Origin of the sequence: Caulobacter sp. (genome assembly GCF_039596335.1) — a bacterium.
Classification (GTDB): domain Bacteria; phylum Pseudomonadota; class Alphaproteobacteria; order Caulobacterales; family Caulobacteraceae; genus Caulobacter.
The window spans coordinates 164,548-186,774 of sequence record NZ_JBCNJZ010000010.1 but is presented as its reverse complement, the minus strand read 5'-3'; the positions used below and the strand labels follow the sequence as shown (position 1 = coordinate 186,774).

Genomic DNA, 22,227 nt, shown 5'->3' with positions numbered 1-22,227 from the left:
GGCGTCGAAGCCAGTACAGCCCTCGATCGATCGCGCCTTTGCAGACCTACGTTCTGGCGAGCTGGGCCAATTGTGCGAGACTGCCGCACGCCCTGATTCTCCGGGCCCTGCATCGAGGAAGCCATGAACCCCGACGTCCTAGAAGGCTTGCGCTTCCAGGGTTATTCGCCCCGCACCCTGCTCGATGTCGGCCCCGATGCGGGCGCCGCCACCCAAGGCCTGCTGCAAACCTTCCCCGATTGCGTCCCCACCCTGATCGCGCCCGATCAGGCGGCTGGACTGGACGACGCTTTCGCCGGCCATCGCTTCGACTTCGTCCGGATCGACGCCCAGGGCTCGGCGCTCGACATCCTGAGCGGCGGCCAGGCCGTGCTGCGCCAGGCCGACTATATCCTCATCCAGATCCCGCTGGCCGATGCGGCCCGCGCCGAGCCGGTGCTGGCCCAGCTGGCGGCGATGGGCTTCCGCACCGCCCAGGTCACCGACGTCCAGAGCCAGACGTTCCTGTTCGAGCGCGCCGTGCGCCGCCCGACCCAGAACTATCGCTATGGCCCGCTGCACGGCCACGGCCCGCTGATGGACTATCTGCGAGACCAGAAGGCCAAGAACCCGGACTTCAGCGTCATCGACGTGGGCGCCGCGGCGAATCCGTGGTCGGGCGAGGTGCTGAACGCCACCTTCGACATGGGCGACTGCGCCGTCGCGCCCCTGCACTTCCGCGGTAATTTCAACGACAGCCGCAGCTGGGACGAGGTGCTGCGCCATGTGGCCAAGCACGGCCGCTTCTCCTACGCGATCTGCTCTCACACCCTGGAAGACCTGGCCTATCCGGCCATGGCGCTGGAGATGCTGCCGCGCATCGCCGACGCCGGCTATGTCTGCGTACCGTCGCGCTACCTGGAATCCCTGCGGCCCGAGAGCCCCTATCGCGGCTTCATCCATCACCGCTGGGTGCTGGACAATGTCGGCCCCGACCTGATCCTGGCCCCGAAGATCCCGCTGGTCGAGTTCCTGACCATGGAAGCCGAGGGGGAATGGGGCGCCCAGACCGACCGCTTCGAGTTCCAGATGCACTGGCGCGGGGCGATCGCCTTCAACCCGATGAACGGCGACTATCTGGGCCCGACCCGCGACGCGGTGATCGGCATGTACGGCCAGTTCTTCAACCGCCCCTAAGCCGGGGGCCCTAGGCCTCGTCCGCGTTCATCCAGCGGGTGACGATGATCGGGCCGAAGAAGAAACCGATGCCCAGCCCATCGGCGACCACGTCGAACACGTCGCAGTCGCGGCCGACGATCGGCAGCCCCTGGATGATCTCGATGGCGATCCCGAACGCCAGCAGCACAGCGCCGATCTTCCATGGCCGGCTCTTAGGCAGGGCCATCGTGGCCAGGAAGGTCAGGCCGTAGAAGACGATGAAGTGCTTGGCCTTGTCCCACGGGATCAGGCCGGCGGTGTCGTCGCCGGGCGCGACCGCCGCGTACAGGGTGAAGATCGTGGCGGCGATGAATACCATCAGGCCCGACCAGCGGATCTTGCGGGGAATGAGCAGGGACATGGCTTCCTGATACGAGAAGGGGGAGCTCCACTGGAGCTCCCCCTCTAAAGACATCGGATGACGGCGTCTTCCAGGCGAAGACGCCGCTATCCTCAGAACGTCAGCGCGCGCGCTTCTTTCACGTGCGGCAGGGCCTGGATCTTGCCCAGCAGCTCGGCGGTCGGGGCCTGGTCGACGCCGACCAGGGCGATCGCGTCCTCGTCGGCCGACAGGCGGCCCAGGTTGAAGGTGGCGATGTTGACGCCCGCCTCGCCCAGCAGCATGCCCAGGGCGCCGATGAAGCCCGGCTTGTCCAGGTTGTTGATGTACAGCATGGCCGGCGAGAAGCCCGCGTCCAGCTCCATGCCCTTGACCTCGACGATGCGCGGGGCGCCGGCGATCACCGTGCCGGCGAAGGCGCGCTTGCCCTTCTCGGTGGTGATGGTCACGCGCATCAGGCTGTCATAGGTGGGGCTGACTTCCTGGCGGCTTTCCGAGACGGTGATGCCGCGATCCTTGGCCACGGCCGGGGCCGAAACCATGTTGATCTCGGCCAGCATCGGCTTCAGCACGCCGGCCAGGGCGGCCGAGGTCATCGGCTTGACGTTCAGCTTGGAGGCCTCGCCCTCGAAGGCGATGTCGATGGCCTTGATGCCGAAGTCGACCATCTGGCCGGCCAGGGCGCCGATCTTCTCGGCCAGGGCCACGAACGGCTTCAGCTTGGGGGCTTCTTCGGCGGTGATCGACGGGCTGTTCAGGGCGTTGGTGACCGCGCCGGTCAGCAGGTAGTCGCTGACCTGCTCGGCGACCTGCAGGGCCACGTTCTCTTGCGCTTCGCTGGTGCTGGCGCCCAGGTGCGGGGTGGCCACGACCTTGTCCGAACCGAACAGCGGGTTTTCCTTGGCCGGCTCGGTGACGAACACGTCGAAGGCCGCGCCGCCGACATGGCCGTCGTCCAGCAGGGTGCGCAGGGCGGCTTCATCGACCAGGCCGCCGCGAGCGCAGTTGACGATCAGCACGCCCTTCTTGGTCTTGGCCAGGTTCTCGGCCGACAGGATGTTGCGGGTCTTGTCGGTCAGCGGGGTGTGCAGGGTGATGACGTCGGCGCGGGCCAGCAGCTCTTCCAGCTCGACCTTCTCGACGCCGATCTCGACGGCGCGTTCCGGCGACAGGAAGGGGTCGTAGGCGACGACCTTCATCTTCAGGCCCAGAGCGCGATCAGCGACGATGCCGCCGATGTTGCCGGCGCCGATCAGGCCCAGGGTCTTGGCATACAGCTCCACGCCCATGAAGCGGTTCTTTTCCCACTTGCCGGCCTGGGTCGAGGCGTCGGCGGCGGGGATTTGACGGGCCAGGGCGAACATCATGGCGATGGCGTGCTCGGCCGTGGTGATCGAGTTGCCGAAGGGCGTGTTCATCACGACGATGCCCTTGGCCGTGGCGGCCGGGATGTCGACATTGTCGACGCCGATGCCGGCGCGGGCGATGACGCGCAGCTTGTGGGCGGCGGCGATAACGTCCTTGTCGAGCTTGGCGCCCGAGCGGATGGCGACGCCGTCATAGTCGCCGATCACGGCGATCAGTTCGTCCTTCGACAGACCGACCTTGATGTCGAAGTCGACGCCGCGGTTCTTGAAGATGTCGACGGCGGCGGGGCTCAGCTTGTCGGCGATGAGGACGCGGGGAGCGGTCATGGGAGCTCTCTGATTTCTCGGGCCTTCCGGCTTCGGAAAGGCGCAATGGGGGCGTGGAGTGGCGGCGTCGGCCGCCTAGACCCTCCCCGCGAGGGGGAGGGCGGACGCAGATTTACGCGGTGGCCAGTTCGGCCGAGACGGTGGCGAAGGCCCAGTCGAGCCAGGGCGTCAGGGCCTCGAGGTCCGAAGCCTCGACGGTGGCGCCGCACCAGATGCGCAGGCCGGCCGGGGCGTCGCGATAGCCGCCGATGTCGAGGGCCGCGCCCTCCTTCTCGAGCAGGCTGGCCAGCTTCTTGGCGAAGTCGGCCTGGGCGTCGTCCGAAAGCGCCGCGATCTTGGGATCGACGACCTTCAGGCACACCGAGGTGTTGGAGCGGATCTCCGGCGTCGCGGCCAGGAAGTCGACCCACTCGGTCTTGGCGACCCAGTCGGCCAGCACGGCCAGGTTCTGGTCGGCGCGGGCCTGCATGCCCTGCAGGCCGCCGATCGAGGCGCCCCACTTCAGGGCGTCCAGAGCATCTTCCACGCACAGCATCGACGGGGTGTTGATCGTCGCGCCTTCGAAGATGTCGGCGGCGATCTTGCCGTTCTTGGTCATGCGGAACAGCTTCGGCATCGGCCAGGCCGGCGTGTAGCTTTCCAGGCGGGCCACGGCGCGCGGCGACAGGATCAGGATCCCGTGCGCGCCCTCGCCGCCCAGCGCCTTCTGCCAGGAGAAGGTCACGACATCGAGCTTGGCCCAGTCCAGGTCCTGGGCGAAGGCGGCGCTGGTGGCGTCGCAGATGGTGATGCCTTCACGGTCGGCCGAGATGAAGTCGGCGTTCGGCACGCGCACGCCCGAGGTCGTGCCGTTCCAGGTGAAGACCAGATCCTTGGCCGGATCGACCTTGGTGGTGTCGGGCAGCTGGCCGTACGGGGCGCTCAGCACTTCCACGTCAGGCAGCTTCAGTTGCTTGGTGACGTCCGTGACCCAGTCCTTGCCGAACGACTCGAAGGCCATCAGCTGCACCGGGCGCGCGCCCAGCATCGACCACAGGGCCATCTCGACGGCGCCGGTGTCCGAACCGGCGACGATGCCGATCAGGAAGTCCGCGGGCACTTCCAGCACTTCGCGCGTCTGGTCGATGGCGGCCTTCAGACGCGCCTTGCCCAGCTTCGAACGGTGCGAGCGGCCGAGGACGGCGTTCTGCAGATTTTCGGGGGTCCAGCCGGGGCGCTTGGCGCAGGGGCCAGAAGAGAACTCGGGGCGAGCCGGACGGATTGCCGGCTTGGCGAGGGTCGTAGTCATAGCGATGTCTCCCATCCTTACAGATGGACTGCATCCCGTTGGGGGGATGTGGCCCGCCGGCGAAGAACCTCGTTTCGCGGCCGATTGCAAGGAGAGATTTGTCGCGATCGCCGCCCAACCCCGCCCCTGGCGGCACAAGCTTGCCGAAAATGGGACCCACAAGTGGATCGAGGCATAGATCGATCTTCGCCTACGAAGCGAATTCCAAAACAGAGTATTTCACAGGTTGCAAACCTAACGGAAGTACACGCTTGGCGCGCAATATTAAATTTGCGACATAAGGGCGCAAGAACCCGTTTCCGGTAGCGACACGATTTTACATTCTGTTAAGGTTAATACGTTGTTAACCGGGTCGGGGACCTTCCCATGGAAAACGTGTTTTTGGCTTCCGCTGCGCAAACCAAGCTGCACCGGCTTGAAGCGGCTCTCGAAGACGTGAAACTGCTGGCCGGCAGCCTTGAAGGCGATCTGGTCCAGCTGCGTCGCGAGCTGAACATCTCGGCCACCGTGGCCCAGAGCGTGATGAACCACATCCACGGCGCTCAAGCCGCCGTCGGCGCCGCCCAGAAGGACATCGCCGCGGGTCACCTGAAGCTGGACGCCCTGCGCGATCGCTTCGCGATTCCGGTCACCGACACCGGCGTCTGGAAGGAAGACGACCTCAGCGCCCCCACCGGCAGCGCCGAAGTCGTCCCGATGACCCAAGTTGGCTGATTACTTGGGATTTACCATCGGCGCCCTATGAGGGCGCCGATGGGAGTTCCTGCCAACATTATCGCTCTGCTGCTGTTGCCGCTGACGGTGATCGTCGGCGGCACGGCGATCTGGCTAGGGCGCACCGCCGAGCGAATGGCCGGCGTCGCCCTGCTGGGCACCCTCTTCCTTCAGGTCATCGCCATGGTCGTCTCGCGACGCATGGGTCTGGCCGTGCAGCAGGTCGCTCCCGTTCTGGACGTGGCGATCAGCATGACCCTGGGCCTGGTGTTCCTGTGGGCGGCGCTGAAGCACAACAGCCGCTGGCTAGGCTTCGCCTTCATCGTCCAGGGCGCCGAGCTGATGATCTCGGCCTACTTCCTGGGCCCTGACAGCGCGCTGGCGCCGGCCGTCTATTACCGTCTGCTCAACATCATGACCCTGGCGACCGTCACCCTGCTGGCCATCGCCACCGGTCAGGCGATCCTCAACCGCCGCCGCGAGCGCCGCCAAGAGCAGGACTAGAGTCCAGCCGTCCTATGCTGCAATCGCTAGAAGCAAAACGTTAGGAACATGCCGCTAGTCTAGCGAAGACTTTTCTTCGGGCGCGTCGCTGGACGCGCTTCTGGACGCCATGACTCACAGTCGAAACCAGGCCGCGCCGACGCACGCACCGCTCCAAGGGCGGATCGCGCAGGTCGCCCTGCTGACGACGGTCGTCGCCCTGATCGCCGCCTGCGTCTGCTTCATGCTGCAACAGTGGAGCGTGGCCCGGCAGGAGGCGCGCTCCAATCACGAGATCCTGGTCGAGATGGTCGCCTCCAGCGCCGTCGCGCCCCTGGCCGACCACAATCCGGTCGCGCTGTACCGCACCCTGGAATCGGCCGCTCGGGCCCGCGACGTCCTGGCCGTGCGCATCACCGATCAGCGCGGCCACACGGTCGCCGAGCTAGGCGACGACCACGCCGAGGGCGGTGGCGTCCTGACCCGCCCGATCCGCCTGGGCGCGGAGACCATCGGCCACCTGACCATCACCACCGCCCCGCCGGCGATCAGCCAGATCCTGGCCCGCGACCTGGCCCTGACCGGGGCGCTGTTCTTCGGCTCGGCCGGCCTGGCCATCCTGTTGGCCAACAGCCTGGCCCGCCGCATGGCCCGCCCGATGGAGCGCCTGTCGACCGCCATGCACGAGACCGCCGTGGGCGGCCGCTTCCAGCCCGTGGAGCAGGCCGCCGGCGACGACGACGTGTTCCACAGCCTGACCGAGAGCTTCAACCACCTGGTCGGCCGCCTGGAGACCAACGACCAGGACCTGCGCGGCGCCATGGCCGAACTGGTCAAGGCGCGCGATGAGGCCAACGCCGCCAACGTCCTGAAGTCCCACTTCCTGGCCAATATGAGCCACGAGATCCGCACCCCCCTGAACGGAGTGCTGGCCATGGCCGAGATCATGGCCATGGACGACCTCAGCGCGCCACAGCGCGAGCGGCTGGCGGTGATCCGCGAGTCCGGCGCCATGCTGCTGGGCGTGCTGAACGACGTGCTGGACCTGTCCAAGATCGAGGCCGGCCGTCTGGAGATCCAGGACCGCCCCTTCGACATCGCCCAGCTGGCCCAGACCATCCGCGACACCTATGGCCCGCAGGCCCGCGACAAGGGCCTGGCCTTCGAGGTGGCGGTCGTATCCGAAGCGCAGGGCCTGTGGCGCGGCGACGTCGATCGCCTGCGCCAGATCCTGGGCAACCTGATCTCCAACGCCCTGAAGTTCACCCTCGAAGGCGCGGTCGCGGTCCGCTTCGCCTCGGCCGAGGACGGTTCGGGCCTGCGCATCGACGTGGCCGACACCGGCATCGGCATCCCGGCCGACATCCTGCCCAGCCTGTTCGACAAGTTCGTCCAGGCCGACAGCTCGACCACCCGCCGGTTTGGCGGCTCGGGCCTTGGCCTGTCGATCTGCCGCGAGGTGGCCGCCCTGATGAACGGCTCGATCAAGGTGCAGAGCCGCGAGGGCCGCGGCTCGACCTTCACGGTACTGGTCGGCCTGCCGCGCGAGGAGACGCCGGGCGACGTCCACTATATCGACGACGCCCAGACCTTCGCCGGTCCGCAGGAAACCTCTGCCCCGCCCCTGAACGCCACGCGCCTGCGGGTGCTGGCGGCCGACGACAACCCGACCAACCAGAAGGTCATCGAGGCCGTGCTGGCCCCGCTGGACGCCGAGCTGGTGCTGGTCGCGGACGGCGCAGCCTGCGTTCAGGCCTGGAAGGCGGCGACCTTCGACATCGTGCTGATGGACATCCACATGCCCGGCATGGACGGCGTCGAGGCCGCCCGCGCCATCCGCGCCCAGGAAGCCGAGACCGGCCGCCCCCGCACCCCGATCGTGGCCGTCACCGCCAACGCCCTGGCCCACCAGATCGAGGACTACCTGGCCGCCGGCATGGAGGGCCACGTGGCCAAGCCCGTCGAGGTCACCAAGCTCTACGCGGCCATCGAAGCAGCCATGGCCGCCGCGCGGATGGCCCACGCAGCCTAGGCTCGGCTGACGGCGGCAGACTGCCGCAAAGTCTGCAATGGGTGGGTTGTGGACCTAGGTGCTTACAAGCATCGACCGAGGATGCTGCACGACACCATCACGACCGGGATGAGACCTAGGCCCATCAGGGCAACTGGAGCCGTTGCCAGCAGCCAGACCGCGCGCCTGCCATAGCGCCTGCCGGCCACAAGGCTGAGCAAAAGCCAGACGAGGATTAGCGCCGCGACGATCAGGAGCCCCCGATCAGCGCGAAACCCCGGCCATCCCTGCCAGTACGCAACCTGGCTAGCTGCGGAAGCTAAAGCTACGACGGCGCAGGTGGTGGTGAGCGGCGTTACAGCCCTGTCCATACTGGGCACGATGGCAGACCTTCGCGATGTCCGCCACGGGTCGGGTACGGAAATCACCGGCGCGTCGATAACCGGATCCTGGAAATCACGGCCTGAAGCCGCCCCTCAGAACGTCAGCAAGGGGTGGATCTCGGACGTTCCCAAGATCCTCCCCCGCGATGCGGGGGAGGTGGCCCAGAGGGCCGGAGGGGGCCAGCTGGGCGAAGGCCGTATTAGCCCCCTCAGTCGCTCCGCGACAGCTCCCCCGCATCGCGGGGGAGCATCTAAGGTCCGCAACGGCTCGAAAGCGGCCCTCATGATCCCTCTCTGCCCCCCCTCACAACATGAACGCAACATAACGAGCGGCTCAGAACCGCTTCAGGCTGGACGTGTTTCTCTGTCTTCAACGTCGCTTCCCCCTTCACCTCGAAGAGCGACGCGGAATTCGAAAGGAACCGAACCGATGAAGAAGATCCTGATCCCGATCGTTGCGGTCTCGGCCCTGGCGGCCACCGCTCTGCCCGCCGTCGCCTCGGCGCAGTCGATCAACCAGCGCCAGGACATGCTGGAGCGCCGCATCGACATGGGCGTGCGCAACGGCTCGCTGACCCGTCATGAGGCCCAGCGTCTGCGTGGCGACCTGCGGGAAACCGCTCGCCTGGAGAACCGCTATCGTCGCGGCGGCCTGAGCGGTTGGGAACGCGCCGACCTCGATCGTCGCTTCGACCGCATCAGCGCCCAGATCCGCTACGAGCGTCATGACCGCGACTACGGCTATGGCCGCGACCGTGGCCCGGGCCGCTGGTAACCGTCCAGGCTAGGCCCGCTCCACCCGGAGCCGGCTCTCCACAACCGTCACGCCGCGGCCGCGCAACAGAATGCGCGCGCCGCGGCTTTCGCATTCCAGGTCCCCGCCGCGGCCGGGAAAGGCCTGGTGAAACTTCAGCTGCTGGGCGGAGAGCTTGTCGCCGAACAGCGGCATCAGCAGGCAGTGGGCCGAGCCTGTGGTCGGGTCCTCAGGGATGCCGAAGCCCGGCGCGAAGAAGCGGCTGACCACGGCATAGGGTTTGCCCGCATCGGCCAGGGCCGCCACGACCGTCTGGCCGGGGCCTTCGCCGGCCTCGTGACCGACGCCCTTCAGGGCCAGCAGGTCCGGCGTCGCCGCCCGCACCGCCGCCTCGTTCTCCAGCACCGCGATCAGATAGGCCCCGGCCCAGACCTCGACCGGCTGCACGCCCAGCGCCTGGGCCAAGCCCGCCGGCGTCTCGATCCGGCGCGGCGGGTCGGCCGGGAAGTCCATCTCCAGCCCCTCGCCCGCCCGCTTGACGGTCAGGGGGCCGGACAGGGTGTCGAAGGTCAGCAGCGGGACGTCAGACCCCAGTTCCTCGAACAGCACATGCGCCGCCGCCAGGGTGGCGTGGCCGCACAGCTTGGCCTCCAGCGCCGGGGTGAACCAGCGCAGGCCAAAGCGGGCCGGGTCGGCGGTCTTGAGCAGATAGGCGGTTTCGGCCTGGTTGTTCTCGGCGGCCAGGGCCTGCATCCAGGCGTCGGACGGCCAGGCGTCGAACGGTTCGACCACGCAGGCCGGATTGCCCTTGAACGGGCCGCTGGCGAAAGCGTCGACGGTCCACTGGCGCATAAGCGATCTCCCAAGCTGGACACCGCTGGTATGCGCCGGTCGCGGCCGACGCAAAGCCTATATTGTCCTGATTACAATCAGCCTTCGATGCTGATCTCGGGCCAGCGGGCCTTGGCCGAGCCGGTGGTGCGCTCCCAACCGCCCGCGCCCTTGACCCGCAGGGGGTTGGGCCGCAGGCGCTTGGCGAACAGATCCTCCAGGCCGAACGGGGCCCAGATGCGCAAGCTGTCGTCCTTCTCCAGCCGCACGCCGACGCAGAAGGCGGTAGCGACGAAGCGCTTCAGGGCCGCGGCGCTGTCCTCCAGCGGCGGATAGGGCTCGTCGGCGCCGAACTTCTTCTCGAACCACAGGTGGACGCGGGCCTGGTTGCGCACCTCGACCAGCTCGCGCAGCGGCGGCTGGAAGGCGGCGGCGACGCGCTGGATGACCACGTCCTCGGCTTCGTAAGAGGTGTCGCTGTCGTCGTGATAGGCGACGTCGTAGTCCTTAATGCCGTAGTCCAGCGGCCGCCCGGTCAGGTGGTTCCAGACCGGCTGATAGACCGCGCCCGAGAAGATCATCCAGTCGGGCAGGTCCAGGTCGCGGACGGTGCGAAGCACCTCCCAAGTGGTCGGCGTGGCGCGGACGATCTCTTCCAGCTGGGCTTCAAGGGTCATGGGCGCAGGGTCCAGCCGTGGTCCAGCGGACCGTGGCCGGCGCCGAAGCCCGGCGCGCGCAGCATGGCCTCGTGGACATAGTTCCAGGCGCGGGCGACGGCCTCTTCCAGGGACAGGCCTTGGGCCAGGCCCGTGGCGCAGGCGCTGGCCAGCGTGCAGCCGGTGCCGTGGGTGTGGCGGGTCTCGATCCGCTCGCCCTCGAAGGTGGTCTCGCCGACGCCGGTCATCAGCACGTCGACGACGCGGTCGCCTGGGACGTGGCCGCCCTTCATCAGCACGGCCTTCGCGCCCGTGGCCAGCAGGGCCTCGCCGGCGCGGCGCAGGTCGTCGGTGGTCTCGATCATGAGACCGGTCAGGGCGGCGGCTTCGGGGGCGTTGGGGGTCAGCAGGGCCGCGCGCGGGACCATCAGGCTCTTGACCGCGCCGATGGCGGCCTCGGCCAGCAGGGACGCCCCGCCCTTGGCGATCATCACCGGGTCGACGACGGCCGGAACGCCTTTCGCATGATCGATGGCGGCGGCGACAGTCTCGACCACGCCAGCGTCGCCCAGCATGCCGGTCTTGATGGCGTCGGCGCCGATATCATCCAGAACCACGCGGGCCTGGGCGGCGATCACGTCCAGCGGAATGGCATGGACGCCCGTGACGCCCAGGGTGTTCTGCACCGTAATCGCCGTGACGGCGGTGGCGGCGTAACCGCCCAGGGCGGTGATGGTCTTGATGTCGGCCTGGATCCCCGCGCCGCCGCCGGAATCGGATCCGGCGATGACGAGGACGCGGCCCAAGGGCGCGATGAGCTGAGCTTTGGACATCCCCGGTGTTTAGGCGGGAATCGGAGGGTTGGGGAGCCTCTTAAGCCGCCTGCAGCGCGTGCTGCCAGGCCCCTGCCAGGGCGCGTGGCAGGATCGGCTTCTGGACCACCATGTCCTTGTCCTGGTCGCCCAGCGCCTTGACGTGGCCGGTGACGTAGACGACCGGGATCGGACCCAGGTGCGCCATGATCATCGAGACCGCCTCGACGCCGGTGCCGCCCACGATCCGGTAATCGGCGGTGATCAGATCCGGTTTTCGCTTCAGCGCACAGTCCAGAGCCTCCAGCGGGCTTTCGGCGATGGCCACCGTCGTGAACCCCTGCTCTTTCAGGAGTTCCTCGATTTCCATGGCGATCAGAATTTCGTCTTCGATGATCAGGGCGTGTCGTGGTCGCATTGTTCACCAGCTTTCGAAAAGCCGTCCCCTGATATTAGGACAAGTGATTCCATCGGCGACAAGCGAGACCGATTCTCAGTTCAACCCAGAATCGAAGACTGGACGTCTAGGGCCTGCGCCATCTCGCGCACGTCATGAACCCGCACCGCCGCTACACCGGCCGCCGCGCCGTGCAGATGGGCCGCAATAGAGCCGCCCAGGCGATCGGTGGCCTCTCCCGCGGAGGGGTCGATCCCGGCGATGAAGCGCTTGCGGCTCGCCCCCAGCAGGACCGGATAGCCCAGGGCGACAAAACGAGGCAGGGCCTTCAGCAGGGCGAGGTTGTGGGCGACGGTCTTGCCGAAGCCGATGCCCGGATCCAGCCAGATCCGGTCCTTGGCCACCCCGGCGGCCATGGCGGTGAAGGCGCGGGCCAGCAGGAAGGCCTCGACCTCGGCGACCACGTCGTCATAGCGCGGGTCGTCCTGCATGGTCCCCGGCTCGCCCAGCATGTGCATCAGCACGACCTCGCAGCCCAGCTCGGCCGCGATCTCCGGGCCATTGGGCGAATGGCGCAGGGCGGCGACGTCGTTCCAGATCGTTGCCCCGGCGGCGACGGCGGCCTTTGCTACCCCGGGCTTGAGGGTGTCGATCGAGATCGGGATGTCGCTGGCCTTGCGGATCGCCTCGATCACCGGGACCACGCGCAGGATCTCGTCGAACTCCGACACCGGGGCCGCGCCCGGCCGGGTGCTCTCGCCGCCGATGTCCAGGATATCGGCGCCCTGGGCGATCAGGCGGCGGGCGTGCTCGATCCCGGCGGCGGGGTCGAAGTGCTTGCCGCCGTCGGAGAAGCTGTCGGGCGTAACGTTGACGATCCCCATGACCTTTGGGCGGACAAAGGGGGGATGGGAGAGCTTGCTCATGCCCGGCGTTTTACGCCTCGCGCAGCATCCGGTCGACCCGCGCGGCCAGGTCGCCGACCGCGAAGGGCTTGGTCAGCACCTCCATGCCGTGCTCGATATGGCCGTGGTTCAGCACCGCGTTCTCGGCGTAGCCGGTGATGAACAGCACCTTCAGTTCAGGCCGCAGGGCGCGCGCGCCGTCGGCGACCTGACGGCCGTTCAGCCCGCCGGGCAGGCCGACATCGGTGATCAGCAGGTCGATCGTGTCGTTGGTCTGCAGGATGCGCAGGCCGGCAGCGCCGTCCGGGGCCTCCAGACAGGCATAACCCAGCTCGGCCAGGGCGTCGACGACCAGCATCCGCACCGTCGGCTCGTCGTCGACCACCAGCACGGTCTGGCCGCCCTGGACCGGCGCGACGGGCGCGGTGTGCTCGACCGGCGCGGCCTCTTCCTCGCCCAGGGCGCGCGGGAGGTAGAGGCAGACCATGGTCCCCTCACCCACCTCGGAATAGATCCGCACGTGGCCGTTCGACTGGCGGGCGAAGCCGTAGACCATCGACAGGCCCAGGCCCGTGCCCTGGCCGATCGGCTTGGTGGTGAAGAATGGGTCGAACACCCGCTCCAGCGTCACCTTGTCGATGCCCGTGCCAGTGTCGCTGACGCAGACCGAGACGTACTGGCCCGGCTCCAGCCCGTGGTCGCGGGCGGTGCGCGCGTCCAGCCAGCGGTTGCCGGTCTCGATCGTGATGCGGCCGCCGTTGGGCATGGCGTCGCGGGCGTTGATGCATAGGTTGAGAAGCGCGTTCTCCAGCTGGTTGGCGTCCACCAGGGTGGGCCACAGGCTGGCGGCCGCGACCATCTCGACCTTGATGCCGGGACCGACCGTACGGCGCACCAACTCGACGAAGTCGGCCATCAGCCGGTTGATGATCACCGACCGCGGGGCCAGGGTCTGGCGGCGCGAGAAGGCCAGCAGGCGATGGGTCAGGGCCGCAGCCCGCCGCGCCGCGCCCTGGCCGGCCGCCAGATAGCGCTCAACGTCGCTGCCGCGCCCCTGGGCCAGGCGCGCGCCGATTATCTCGAACGAGCCCGAAATGCCGGCCAGCAGGTTGTTGAAGTCGTGGGCCAGGCCGCCGGTCAGCTGGCCGACGGCTTCCATCTTCTGGGCCTGGCGCAGGGCTTCTTCGGTCTCGCGCAGGCGCGCCTGCTCGGCCAGGCGGTCGGTGACGTCGTAGACGAACTGATAGGCCCCAACCTGCACGCCGTCGGCGTCGTGCAACGGGTGGAAGCGCATCTCGTAGAATCGCCGCTCGCGCCCGTCCTCGCCGAACTCGCCGACCTCGACAAAGGCCTCGCCCCGCATGGCCCGTTCCCAGACGCCGCGGACCTGGGCTTGGTGCTCGGGCTTGCTGGCCAGCAGCGCCAGCATGTTGTCGCCCACCCGGGGCCGTACGCCGAAGATCCGCTCGAATTCACCGGCCGAGGCGCCGTTAATGGCCAGCCAGTTGTAGTCGGTGTCGGCCACCTGCACGAAGATGGTGGCGCCCTCGACGACCTCGGCCAGCAGGCGGCGCTCGGCCAGGGCCTGGGCGACGCGCGCCTCCAGGGTCTCGTTCAGCAGGCGCAGTTCGGCCTCGGCCCGCTTGCGCTCGGTGACGTCCTGGAACAGCACGGCCACCTGCTTCAGCTCGGGCGGTTCGATGCGGAACGACGACAGCGACAGGTGGCGGCCGGTGGCGACCAGCTCCTGTTCGAAGCGGATCGGCTGGCCCGTGCGCAGCACCGCGCCGTAGCGGGCAACCCAGGCGTCGGCTTCCTCGCCGACCATCTCGCGCAGCTTCTGGCCGACCACATTGGGAATGCCGGCGTGCCGCTCGTAGGCGCTGTTGGCCATGATGTGGATGTAGTCGCTAAGCGGGCCTTCGGGTCCGTCGAAGAACTCGATGACGCAGAAGCCCTCGTCCATGCTCTCGAACAGCAGGCGATAGCGCTGCTGGTCGGCGTCATGGGCCTGTTCGCGGCGGACGCGGGCGGTGATGTCGTTGCAGACGCACAGCACCCCCTCGACCGCGCCACCCTCGCCACGGACGGGCGAAAACATCAGGTTGCACCAGGCCGGGTCGCCGTTCGGCCGCACGAAGGCGACGCTCTCGCGCACGATGCTTTCGCCGGTCCAGGCGGTGGCCAGCATGGACGCGCCCTCGGTCACCGGGAAGACGTCGCCGAACGCCTTGCCCAGGGCCGCCGGCCCTGCCGCGCCCAGGAAAACACCGCCGGGGGCGTTGTAGAGCACCGTCTCGCCCTGGCCCCAGATCAGCAGCGAAGGGATGGCCGTGTTCAGCATCAGCGAAGCGGCCATGCGCAGACCGGGCGGCCAGGCCTCAAGCGGCCCCAGCGGCGAACCCGTCCAGTCGCGTGCCGCCACCGCCGCGCCCATTTCGCCGCCACCGATCAGGAAGGCGGGCAACACGGACGAATTGGAGGGCGAGCGCAACGGCTCGTCGGCGACGGTCATGGTTTCCAATAGCAGAGCCCCAGGGTGTCGCCTACGCGAACCCTGGCCCCGAAACGGTTTGACCAAACGCCCGGTTGCCGATCGGCCAAGAAAAAAGCCGGCCCTTTCGAGCCGGCTTTTCCAGTCTTACGCCGTGACGCTGGCGCCCGAACCGGGCGAGAGCGGCACCAGGGACGGGGCGACCACCGTCTCCTTGGTTTCTTCCACGTCCCGCACGGGCAGCTCGCCCTTCAGCACGCCCAGGATCTCGTCGCCCGACAAGGTTTCGTATTCCAGCAGGGCCTTGGCGACCGAGTGCAGGTGATCCAGTTCGGTGGTCAGGATGCGGCGGGCTTCGTCCTCGCCGCCCTTGACCAGGCGACGGACTTCGCTGTCGATCTTGATCATGGTCTCGGGCGAGACGTTCTGGGTGCGGGCGACCGAGTGACCCAGGAACACCTCGTCCTGGTTGTCGCCATAGGCCACGGTGCCCAGTTCGTCCGAGAAGCCCCAGCGGGTGACCATGTTGCGGGCCAGGCTGGTGGCGGCGCTGATGTCGCTGGACGCGCCCGAGGTGATCTTCTCCTTGCCGAAGATCAGCTCCTCGGCGACGCGGCCGGCCATCATGATGGCCAAACGCGAGGTCATCATGTCGTAGCTCATCGAGTAGCGGTCGCCTTCCGGCAGCTGCATGACCATGCCCAGGGCGCGGCCGCGCGGCACGATCGTGGCCTTGTGGACCGGATCGGCGACGGGAACGCGCAGGGCCACCAGGGCGTGGCCGCCCTCGTGATAGGCGGTCAGCTTCTTCTCGGCGTCGCTCATGGCCATCGAGCGGCGCTCGGCGCCCATCATGACCTTGTCCTTGGCCGCTTCGAAGTCGTGCATGGTAACCATGCGGCGGTTCTTGCGGGCGGCCAGCAGGGCGGCTTCGTTGACCAGGTTGGCCAGGTCGGCGCCCGAGAAGCCCGGGGTGCCGCGCGCCAGGGTCTTTACGTCAACGTCGGCGGCCAGCGGTACGTTCTTCATGTGGACGCGGATGATCTTCTCGCGGCCGGCGACATCCGGGTTGGGCACCACGACCTGGCGGTCGAAGCGGCCCGGACGCAGCAGCGCGGGGTCCAGCACGTCGGGACGGTTGGTGGCGGCGATCAGGATGATGCCTTCATTGGCCTCGAAGCCGTCCATCTCGACCAGCAGCTGGTTCAGCGTCTGCTCGCGCTCATCGTTACCGCCGCCCAGGCCGGCGCCGCGGTGGCGACCGACGGCGTCGATTTCGTCGATGAAGATGATGCAGGGCGCGTTCTTCTTGGCCTGCTCGAACATGTCGCGCACGCGGCTGGCGCCGACGCCGACGAACATTTCGACGAAGTCCGAACCCGAGATGGTGAAGAACGGCACGCCCGCCTCACCCGCGACGGCGCGGGCGATCAGGGTCTTACCGGTGCCGGGAGGGCCGACCAGCAGGGCGCCCTTGGGGATCTTGCCGCCCAGGCGCTGGAACTTGGCCGGATCCTTCAGGAAGTCGACGACTTCCTGCAGTTCTTCCTTGGCCTCGTCGACGCCGGCGACGTCCTCGAAGGTGATGCGGTTCTTGTTTTCGGTCAGCAGGCGGGCCTTGGACTTTCCGAAGCCCATGGCGCCTTTGGCGCCGCCCTGCATCTGACGCATGAAGAACAGCCAGACGCCCACGACCAGCAGGATCGGCAGCAGCTGGATCAGGATGGCCCAAGGGCTGATCGAGCCGCTCTTGAACTTCACGTCGGCGTTCTTGGCCACCATGCGGTTGACCAGCTCTTCCGAGTTCAGCGGCGCGTTGACGGTGAGCTTCTTGTTGTCGGCCGTGGTCGCGGTGACCTGTTGGCCCGCGATCTCGGCGGACTTGATCTTGCCCGCGTCCACGTCCTTGAGCAGCTGCGAATAGCTGACTTCGCCGGTGTTGCGGGTGCGCTGGTTCTGACTGACGACGAACACGCCCGCCAGCACCGCGATGATCACCAGCCAGATGGCCAGGTTCCTGAAGTTCATACGCCTCGTCTTCCCAACGATAGGTCTCGACCACCCAAGATAGGGCGTCGGAAGCAATTGCGCCACGGACGTGACATTACGTCACGAAGTGTTGGTCGCCCGCTCCCGATCGCGAAGGCCGATCGCGGCCTCGAAGCGATCCAGAACGAGCAGGCGCGCACGCCCTTCCCCATCGGCTGCAAACTCCGGGCCGTCAAGCGCGGGACAACGCGGTTCGGTTCCCTCGCCGTGCAACAGGGGCAAGGCCGGGCGGGCGGATGCGGCAATGGCGGGCAGGTTTGCGCGCTGGCCGGGCGGCAGGGTCGGGACCTTGCCCTTCAAGGCCTCGACGCCTAGCGGCCGCGTCCCGGCGGTGACTTCCCAGCGACCGTCCCAGACGCCGGTTTCGCCCGGCGCTAGGCTCAGGGGCGCCAGGCCGCCGCGGGCGGTCTCGCCGGCGTCGCGGCAGACCAGCACGACCTCGGCGGCTTCGACGCGGGCCCCGGACAGGGTGGCGGCGAAGGTCTCGCCGGATCGGATCCGCTGCACCAGGCGCTCCAGCCGCTCGCCGCGCGGCGGCCGCTCGGTCCCGGCTGCGCACAGCAGGGCCGCGGCCAGGGGACTGGCGGCGACCTCCCGCGTCAGGCGGATTGCGCCGGCAGCGTCGACCGCGAAGGCCGGCGCGGCGCGGGACGTCACGGCCTGGACCTCGACCGTATCCGCCCCGGCGGCGCGGGCTCTCGCCCGAGCGTAGCGCAGGTCGTCATTGGCGGGGTCGTCCAGCCAGGTCTCGCCCTCGGCTGTCAGCGCCTGGCGGATCTCTTCGCGGCCCAGCGTCAGCAGCGGCCGCAGCAGGAACACGTCCCGTCCTTCGGGCCAGACCGGCGACGGAGCCCATTGGCGGGGGTCGGAGACGGTCGAGCCCTGAGACCGCATCGCCGCGCCCTCGGCCAGGTCGCTGGCGGTGTGGCCCAGAGCCAGGACCCTCGCGCCAGCGGCGCGAGCCGCATCCGCCAAAAGAGCATGGCGAGCGCGGCGGGCGGCGGCGGGAACGCCGGCGGTCGGCTTGTCGCCCGTCCAGGTCAGGGCCTGGGCCTGCGCGCCCAGCCTCTGGGCCTGGGCGACGGCGTCGGCGGTCCAGCGCGGACTGTCGGCCTGCAGCCCGTGATCGACGACCAGCGCCAGGACCGGCCGGCCATGCGGCCGCGCCCAATCCAGGACCGTCTTCAGCAGAAAGAGCGAGTCCCCACCGCCGGAGAAGCCGACGGCGAGGGGCGCGGGGCTGGCCGGATCGAGCCGCCGGTCGAGGGCGGCTCGGACAGCGTCTAGCCGCACTTGGCCGCGGTGCGGGTCGAGGCCGCGCGCGAGGTCACGTTGGCCGGAGCCTTGGGATAGCGGCGCGACAGCTCGTCCAGGGTGCGGCAGGCGTCGGCGGTCTTCTTCAGGGCCACCATCGAGCGGGCCAGCTTCAGGGTCGCGTCGGGCGCCCAGGTCGTCTGCGGCCAGCCGCGGATCGCGCCGATATAGGCGCTGGCCGCGTCGGTATAGGCCTCGCGCACGAACAGGGTCTCGCCCAGCCAGTAGCGGGCTTCCGGCGTGCGGGCGTTGTCGGGGTAATTGTTGACATAGGCCGAGAAGGCCTGCTCGGCATTGCCATAGTCGCCGCCCAGCAGCAGGTCCTTGGCCTGCTTGAAGGCCACGGCCGGGTCGGCCGGCGGCGCGGGCGGCGGCGGGAAGCCGCCGGCGGCCGGCGCGGCGGGGGCCTGGGCCTTCAGGTCGTTGAAGGCGTTTTCCAGCGCGACCAGGCGCTGCTCCAGCGCATCGGCGCGAGCCTTCTGGTCGGCGGCGGCGCGATTGGCCTTGGTCAGCTCGAAATTGGCCGTCTCGTTCTGACCGTTCAGACGGGTCAGGGTCTGCTCCAGATCGGACAGGCGCTGGTTCAGCGACATGATCTGGGCGTCGGTCTCGGCCGGCTGCACGACGACGGGCTTACCGGTGTCGCGCCCCTGGAAGACGATGGAGCGCAACTCACGCACCACCTTTTCCATGCGCTCGACGCGCTTGGCCGAACGGTCATCCAGCGGGTCGGCGGGCGGCAGCGGGGTCTGGGCTACGGCGACGGCGGCGGTCGACGCAAACAGGACGGCGAGCAGAGCGGTTTTGAGCTTCATGACCGTGATCTATCGGTAGGAGGCAGACAAAACTAGGGCGGCTCCTCGGAAGAGAAGCCGCCCTGTTCTAAGCGATCTTAGCGAGCGCCGTCCGTGATGGCCGTGCGGCCGTTACGGTTCTTGGCCCAGGCTTCGTCGTTGGTGCCCGGATCCAGCGGACGTTCCTTGCCGAACGAGATCGTCTCGATGCGCGAGGCCGAGACGCCTTGGCCGATCAGGAAGTCGCGGATGGCGTTGGCGCGACGGGCGCCCAGGGCCAGGTTGTATTCGCGGGTGCCGCGTTCGTCGGCATTGCCTTCGATGCGGACGCGCACGCCCGGATAGCGGTTCAGCCACTGGGCCTGACCGGCCAGGACCGGCTGGGCGTCAGCGCGGACCGAGTATTCGTCGGTGTCGAAATAGACGCGGTCGCCGACGTTGACGACGAAGTCCTGCACCGAGCCCGGCAGCACGCCGCTCTCGACCGGCGGGGCCGGCGGCGGGGTGTAGGGCGTGCTGGGCGCGGCCGGGGGGGCCTCAGGCGTCGGCGCGACCGGTTGGGGCTTCGGACGCGAAGCGCAGGCGGCGAGCGAAGCGGCGGCAACGCCAACGAGCGCCAGTCTAACGGCGCGCTGAGTGTCGAAGCTCATCCAGGATCTCCTCAAGTGTACAAAATCTGGACCTGACCCATACCTGCGGTGCGCTTGGAATGGACCCTCTAAATGTCTGACGATATCTCACAATGATGTCAGATAGCTGTCAGTCGGTGCGGATTCACTTCCGACGCGAAACTAGCAAGCGACGCCGGGCCCCGCTTCAACGCCCGCACAAGGCTCAGGTTGCCACGATTGTGGCTCATTGGAGAAAGTCGGGCGAAAGTTCGTAGATTTCGCCCGACCTTGCTCAGGTCTTAGTCCAGCAACGGCGACCAGGCCGGGTCCGAGCCCGAGCCGGTGTAGGCGGCCGGACGCAGGATGCGGCCGGTGATGTCCACCGTCCAAAGACGCGGATTGCCGGACGAGCCCTCGCGGAAGAACATCAGCACCCGGCCGTTGGGGGCCCAGGTCGGGCCTTCATCCAGATAGCTGGTGGTCAGCAGGCGCTCGTCGCTGCCGTCCGGGCGCATGACGCCGATGTGGAACTGGCCGCCGGTCTGCTTGGTGAAGGCGATGAAGTCGCCGCGCGGGCTCCAGACCGGGGTCGTATAGCGGCCGCCGCCGTACGAGATGCGGCGCACGCCCGAACCGTCGGTGTTCATCACATAGATCTGGGCCTGACCGCCGCGGTCGGAGTTGAAGGCGATCTTCGTGCCGTCCGGCGAGAACGACGGCGAGGTGTCGATGGCCGGGTCGGTGGTGATGCGCGTCGAGTTACGGCTGCGCAGGTCCATCACATAGATGTCGCTGTTGCCGCCCTTCTCGACCGAGAACGCCACCTTGCCGCCGTCCGGCGAGAAGCGCGGGGCGAACACCATGCCGGGGAACTTTCCAACCGTTTCCTGGCGGCTGGTCTCCAGGTTCAGCAGGTAGATCGACGACCCCGTCGGCCGCAGGGCCATATAGGTCAGTTCCTGGCTGGTCGAGGAGAAGCGCGGCGTCATCACGATGTACGAGCCGTCGGTCAGGTACTGCGGATTGGCGCCGTCCTGGTCCATGATCGCCAAGCGCTTGATGCGGTTCAGCTTGGGGCCGCTCTCGGCGACGAAGGCCACGCGGGTGTCGAAATAGCCCTTTTCGCCGGTCAGCCGCTCATAGACGGCGTCGCTGATCTTGTGGGCCACGCGGCGCCAGTTGTCCGGCGTCGAGGAGAACTGCAGGCCCAGCAGCTGCTGCTGGCTGAACACGTCCCACAGGCGGAAGTCGACGCGCAGGCCGCCGTCGGGGCCGACCGTGACCTGGCCGTTGATCAGCGCCTGGGCGCCGGTGGCCTGCCAGTCGGGGAAGCGCGGCTGGACGTTGACGTCTGCCAGCTTGTCGGCGACGCCGGTCACGTTCAGCGGCTGGAACAGACCCGAGCGCTCGAGATTGCCGGTGATCACGGTGGCGATGTCGGCGCCGCGCGTACCGCCGCCCGAGAAGGCGGGCACGGCGATCGGCAGCGGCTTGACGGCGCCGGCGTTGATATCGACCTCGATCTGCGCCGCGGCCGGGGTCACGAAGGCCGCGCCGCCCATCAGGACGGCGGCGGCCATGAGCACGAGAGCCTTCAAGCGCATCGGGGTCTCCTTGTTCTTATGTCCAAGCATCAACGCGAACAGGCCTGTTTGGCGTTGAAGTTCAGGGCGATTTTCTGACCGTACAGGTCGGAGGGCAGGTAGGCGAACGGCGAGGCCGCGAACAGCGCGCGGATGGCGCGGTCCGACGCGGTCTTGACGACGGGGTCGGGCGAGCTGGTGCCGGGCGACTCCGGCTGCCCCACGACACGACCGCCCGGGCCAATCACGAACACCACGCGGACATTGACGTTGGCGCCGCCCTCGACCTCGCAGTTGGGATTCCAGCGATCCTGGACCTCGCCCTGCAGGCGACCCAGGGCCGAGGCCGACAGGCCGGTGGCCGCGCCCAGGGCCGGACGGGCCGAGACCGAGGTCTCGGCCCGGGCCGGGCCACGGGGGGCGTTGGCCGTGGGCTTGCCGGTCGCCTTCTGGGTCTTGGCGATCGAGGCTTCCAGCGAGGCGAAGAAGTCGTTGTCGTTCTTCTTGGTCGGGGCCGGCTTGGGCTGCGGCTTGGCCGGCGTCGGCTTGGGAGTCGGCGCGGGCTTCGGCGGCGTCGGCGTGGGCGGCGTGGGCTTGGCCGGGGTCGGAGCCGGCTTGGGCGGCGGTGCGGGCGTCGGGGTCGGCGCAGGCGTCGGGGCCGGCGGCTGGGGCGAGGCCTCAGGCGTCGGATCGGGTGTCTGGGCCGTCTGCTCTTCGGGCGCCTGCTCGGCCGGACGCACGTTGGTCGGGCCGTTGGTGACGATGGTCACCGGCACGGACTCGCCAATCGTGATCGGCTTGGACGACTTCCAGGGCAAGCCGAAGATCGCCAGCGCCGCCACCGCGGCGTGCAGCGCGACCGAGCCCACGAGGGCCGGCGAGACCTTCTTTTCGCGGTAGGCGCTGCTCATGCCGCG

General features: G+C 68.3%; 20 protein-coding genes. 5 read left to right on the top strand and 15 right to left on the bottom strand.

The features are described from left to right. Positions 1-123: 123 nt before the first annotated feature. Positions 124-1,176 (top strand): hypothetical protein, encoded by a 1,053-nt coding sequence (locus tag ABDW31_RS20985; protein WP_184722418.1) that lies wholly within the window; start codon positions 124-126, stop codon positions 1,174-1,176. 10 nt (positions 1,177-1,186) lie between these two features. On the opposite strand, the gene ABDW31_RS20980 is transcribed toward ABDW31_RS20985, so the two are convergent. From ABDW31_RS20980 to ABDW31_RS20970, 3 genes are all read right to left on the bottom strand, one after another. Beyond that, positions 1,187-1,558, bottom strand: a complete 372-nt coding sequence (locus ABDW31_RS20980) for a VanZ family protein (RefSeq protein ID WP_184722419.1) — start codon at positions 1,556-1,558, stop codon at positions 1,187-1,189. A gap of 92 nt (positions 1,559-1,650) precedes the next feature. Further along, entirely contained in the window at positions 1,651-3,231 is a 1,581-nt protein-coding gene (serA, locus tag ABDW31_RS20975) for a phosphoglycerate dehydrogenase (protein ID WP_184722421.1), read from the bottom strand. 112 nt (positions 3,232-3,343) lie between these two features. Then, positions 3,344-4,519 carry a phosphoserine transaminase gene (locus ABDW31_RS20970; RefSeq protein WP_184722423.1) on the bottom strand — a complete coding sequence of 392 codons (1,176 nt, stop codon included), beginning with the start codon at positions 4,517-4,519 and terminating at the stop codon, positions 3,344-3,346. A gap of 366 nt (positions 4,520-4,885) precedes the next feature. On the opposite strand from ABDW31_RS20970, the gene ABDW31_RS20965 reads away from it, so the two are divergent. From ABDW31_RS20965 to ABDW31_RS20950, 4 genes are all read left to right on the top strand, one after another. Beyond that, a complete protein-coding gene (locus ABDW31_RS20965) occupies positions 4,886-5,233 on the top strand; it encodes a hypothetical protein (RefSeq protein WP_184722426.1) in 348 nt (115 codons plus the stop codon). A 39-nt stretch (positions 5,234-5,272) separates the two neighbouring features. Next, positions 5,273-5,737 (top strand): hypothetical protein, encoded by a 465-nt coding sequence (locus ABDW31_RS20960; protein WP_184722429.1) that lies wholly within the window; start codon positions 5,273-5,275, stop codon positions 5,735-5,737. A gap of 109 nt (positions 5,738-5,846) precedes the next feature. After that, a complete protein-coding gene (locus ABDW31_RS20955) occupies positions 5,847-7,748 on the top strand; it encodes an ATP-binding protein (RefSeq protein ID WP_184722431.1) in 1,902 nt (633 codons plus the stop codon). A gap of 792 nt (positions 7,749-8,540) precedes the next feature. Beyond that, entirely contained in the window at positions 8,541-8,885 is a 345-nt protein-coding gene (locus ABDW31_RS20950; RefSeq protein ID WP_184722433.1) for a hypothetical protein, read from the top strand. A gap of 9 nt (positions 8,886-8,894) precedes the next feature. Here ABDW31_RS20950 and ABDW31_RS20945 read toward each other — a convergent pair whose 3' ends face one another. The 12 genes from ABDW31_RS20945 to ABDW31_RS20890 all read right to left on the bottom strand — a co-directional run bounded on the left by ABDW31_RS20945 (position 8,895) and on the right by ABDW31_RS20890 (position 22,221). After that, entirely contained in the window at positions 8,895-9,716 is an 822-nt protein-coding gene (locus ABDW31_RS20945; RefSeq protein ID WP_184722436.1) for a PhzF family phenazine biosynthesis protein, read from the bottom strand. Positions 9,717-9,793: 77 nt separating this feature from the next. Further along, complete coding sequence (locus tag ABDW31_RS20940; protein WP_184722440.1) at positions 9,794-10,372, bottom strand: nucleotidyltransferase family protein; 579 nt, start codon at positions 10,370-10,372, stop codon at positions 9,794-9,796. After that, the gene (gene thiD, locus ABDW31_RS20935) at positions 10,369-11,184 is read right to left on the bottom strand and encodes a bifunctional hydroxymethylpyrimidine kinase/phosphomethylpyrimidine kinase (protein ID WP_184722444.1); all 816 of its coding nucleotides are present in this window, start codon (positions 11,182-11,184) and stop codon (positions 10,369-10,371) included. The genes ABDW31_RS20940 and thiD overlap by 4 nt, the downstream gene beginning before the upstream one ends. Positions 11,185-11,224: 40 nt before the next feature. Next, positions 11,225-11,581, bottom strand: coding sequence for a response regulator (locus tag ABDW31_RS20930; protein ID WP_184722447.1), 357 nt, complete (start codon positions 11,579-11,581; stop codon positions 11,225-11,227). 80 nt (positions 11,582-11,661) lie between these two features. Beyond that, on the bottom strand, positions 11,662-12,486 hold the full coding sequence (gene folP / locus ABDW31_RS20925) for a dihydropteroate synthase (protein WP_184722450.1): 825 nt from the start codon (positions 12,484-12,486) through the stop codon (positions 11,662-11,664). A 10-nt stretch (positions 12,487-12,496) separates the two neighbouring features. Beyond that, positions 12,497-14,902: a PAS domain-containing protein gene (locus tag ABDW31_RS20920; protein WP_184724192.1), complete on the bottom strand. Its 2,406-nt coding sequence runs from the start codon at positions 14,900-14,902 to the stop codon at positions 12,497-12,499. Between the two features lie 204 nt (positions 14,903-15,106). Further along, a complete protein-coding gene (gene ftsH / locus ABDW31_RS20915; RefSeq protein ID WP_184722453.1) occupies positions 15,107-16,987 on the bottom strand; it encodes an ATP-dependent zinc metalloprotease FtsH in 1,881 nt (626 codons plus the stop codon). Between the two features lie 81 nt (positions 16,988-17,068). Next, positions 17,069-18,301, bottom strand: a complete 1,233-nt coding sequence (gene tilS, locus ABDW31_RS20910; RefSeq protein WP_184722456.1) for a tRNA lysidine(34) synthetase TilS — start codon at positions 18,299-18,301, stop codon at positions 17,069-17,071. Next, positions 18,292-19,137 (bottom strand): tol-pal system protein YbgF, encoded by an 846-nt coding sequence (gene ybgF, locus ABDW31_RS20905; RefSeq protein ID WP_184722459.1) that lies wholly within the window; start codon positions 19,135-19,137, stop codon positions 18,292-18,294. Before ybgF ends, tilS begins: the two co-directional genes overlap by 10 nt. Before the next feature lie 77 nt (positions 19,138-19,214). Further along, the gene (pal, locus tag ABDW31_RS20900; RefSeq protein WP_184722462.1) at positions 19,215-19,781 is read right to left on the bottom strand and encodes a peptidoglycan-associated lipoprotein Pal; all 567 of its coding nucleotides are present in this window, start codon (positions 19,779-19,781) and stop codon (positions 19,215-19,217) included. Positions 19,782-20,026: 245 nt separating this feature from the next. Further along, complete coding sequence (tolB, locus tag ABDW31_RS20895; RefSeq protein WP_184722465.1) at positions 20,027-21,331, bottom strand: Tol-Pal system beta propeller repeat protein TolB; 1,305 nt, start codon at positions 21,329-21,331, stop codon at positions 20,027-20,029. A gap of 29 nt (positions 21,332-21,360) precedes the next feature. Beyond that, a complete protein-coding gene (locus ABDW31_RS20890) occupies positions 21,361-22,221 on the bottom strand; it encodes an energy transducer TonB (protein ID WP_184722467.1) in 861 nt (286 codons plus the stop codon). Positions 22,222-22,227 lie beyond the last annotated feature (6 nt).

What these genes read in the sequence shown, in the direction of transcription:
- ABDW31_RS20985 (WP_184722418.1), top strand. Translation starts at nt 124, where the DNA reads ATGAACCCCGACGTCCTAGAAGGCTTGCGCTTCCAGGGTTATTCGCCC.
- ABDW31_RS20980 (WP_184722419.1), bottom strand. Translation starts at nt 1,558, where the DNA reads ATGTCCCTGCTCATTCCCCGCAAGATCCGCTGGTCGGGCCTGATGGTA.
- serA (WP_184722421.1), bottom strand. Translation starts at nt 3,231, where the DNA reads ATGACCGCTCCCCGCGTCCTCATCGCCGACAAGCTGAGCCCCGCCGCC.
- ABDW31_RS20970 (WP_184722423.1), bottom strand. Translation starts at nt 4,519, where the DNA reads ATGACTACGACCCTCGCCAAGCCGGCAATCCGTCCGGCTCGCCCCGAG.
- ABDW31_RS20965 (WP_184722426.1), top strand. Translation starts at nt 4,886, where the DNA reads ATGGAAAACGTGTTTTTGGCTTCCGCTGCGCAAACCAAGCTGCACCGG.
- ABDW31_RS20960 (WP_184722429.1), top strand. Translation starts at nt 5,273, where the DNA reads ATGGGAGTTCCTGCCAACATTATCGCTCTGCTGCTGTTGCCGCTGACG.
- ABDW31_RS20955 (WP_184722431.1), top strand. Translation starts at nt 5,847, where the DNA reads ATGACTCACAGTCGAAACCAGGCCGCGCCGACGCACGCACCGCTCCAA.
- ABDW31_RS20950 (WP_184722433.1), top strand. Translation starts at nt 8,541, where the DNA reads ATGAAGAAGATCCTGATCCCGATCGTTGCGGTCTCGGCCCTGGCGGCC.
- ABDW31_RS20945 (WP_184722436.1), bottom strand. Translation starts at nt 9,716, where the DNA reads ATGCGCCAGTGGACCGTCGACGCTTTCGCCAGCGGCCCGTTCAAGGGC.
- ABDW31_RS20940 (WP_184722440.1), bottom strand. Translation starts at nt 10,372, where the DNA reads ATGACCCTTGAAGCCCAGCTGGAAGAGATCGTCCGCGCCACGCCGACC.
- thiD (WP_184722444.1), bottom strand. Translation starts at nt 11,184, where the DNA reads ATGTCCAAAGCTCAGCTCATCGCGCCCTTGGGCCGCGTCCTCGTCATC.
- ABDW31_RS20930 (WP_184722447.1), bottom strand. Translation starts at nt 11,581, where the DNA reads ATGCGACCACGACACGCCCTGATCATCGAAGACGAAATTCTGATCGCC.
- folP (WP_184722450.1), bottom strand. Translation starts at nt 12,486, where the DNA reads ATGAGCAAGCTCTCCCATCCCCCCTTTGTCCGCCCAAAGGTCATGGGG.
- ABDW31_RS20920 (WP_184724192.1), bottom strand. Translation starts at nt 14,902, where the DNA reads ATGGGCGCGGCGGTGGCGGCACGCGACTGGACGGGTTCGCCGCTGGGG.
- ftsH (WP_184722453.1), bottom strand. Translation starts at nt 16,987, where the DNA reads ATGAACTTCAGGAACCTGGCCATCTGGCTGGTGATCATCGCGGTGCTG.
- ybgF (WP_184722459.1), bottom strand. Translation starts at nt 19,137, where the DNA reads ATGAAGCTCAAAACCGCTCTGCTCGCCGTCCTGTTTGCGTCGACCGCC.
- tolB (WP_184722465.1), bottom strand. Translation starts at nt 21,331, where the DNA reads ATGCGCTTGAAGGCTCTCGTGCTCATGGCCGCCGCCGTCCTGATGGGC.
- ABDW31_RS20890 (WP_184722467.1), bottom strand. Translation starts at nt 22,221, where the DNA reads ATGAGCAGCGCCTACCGCGAAAAGAAGGTCTCGCCGGCCCTCGTGGGC.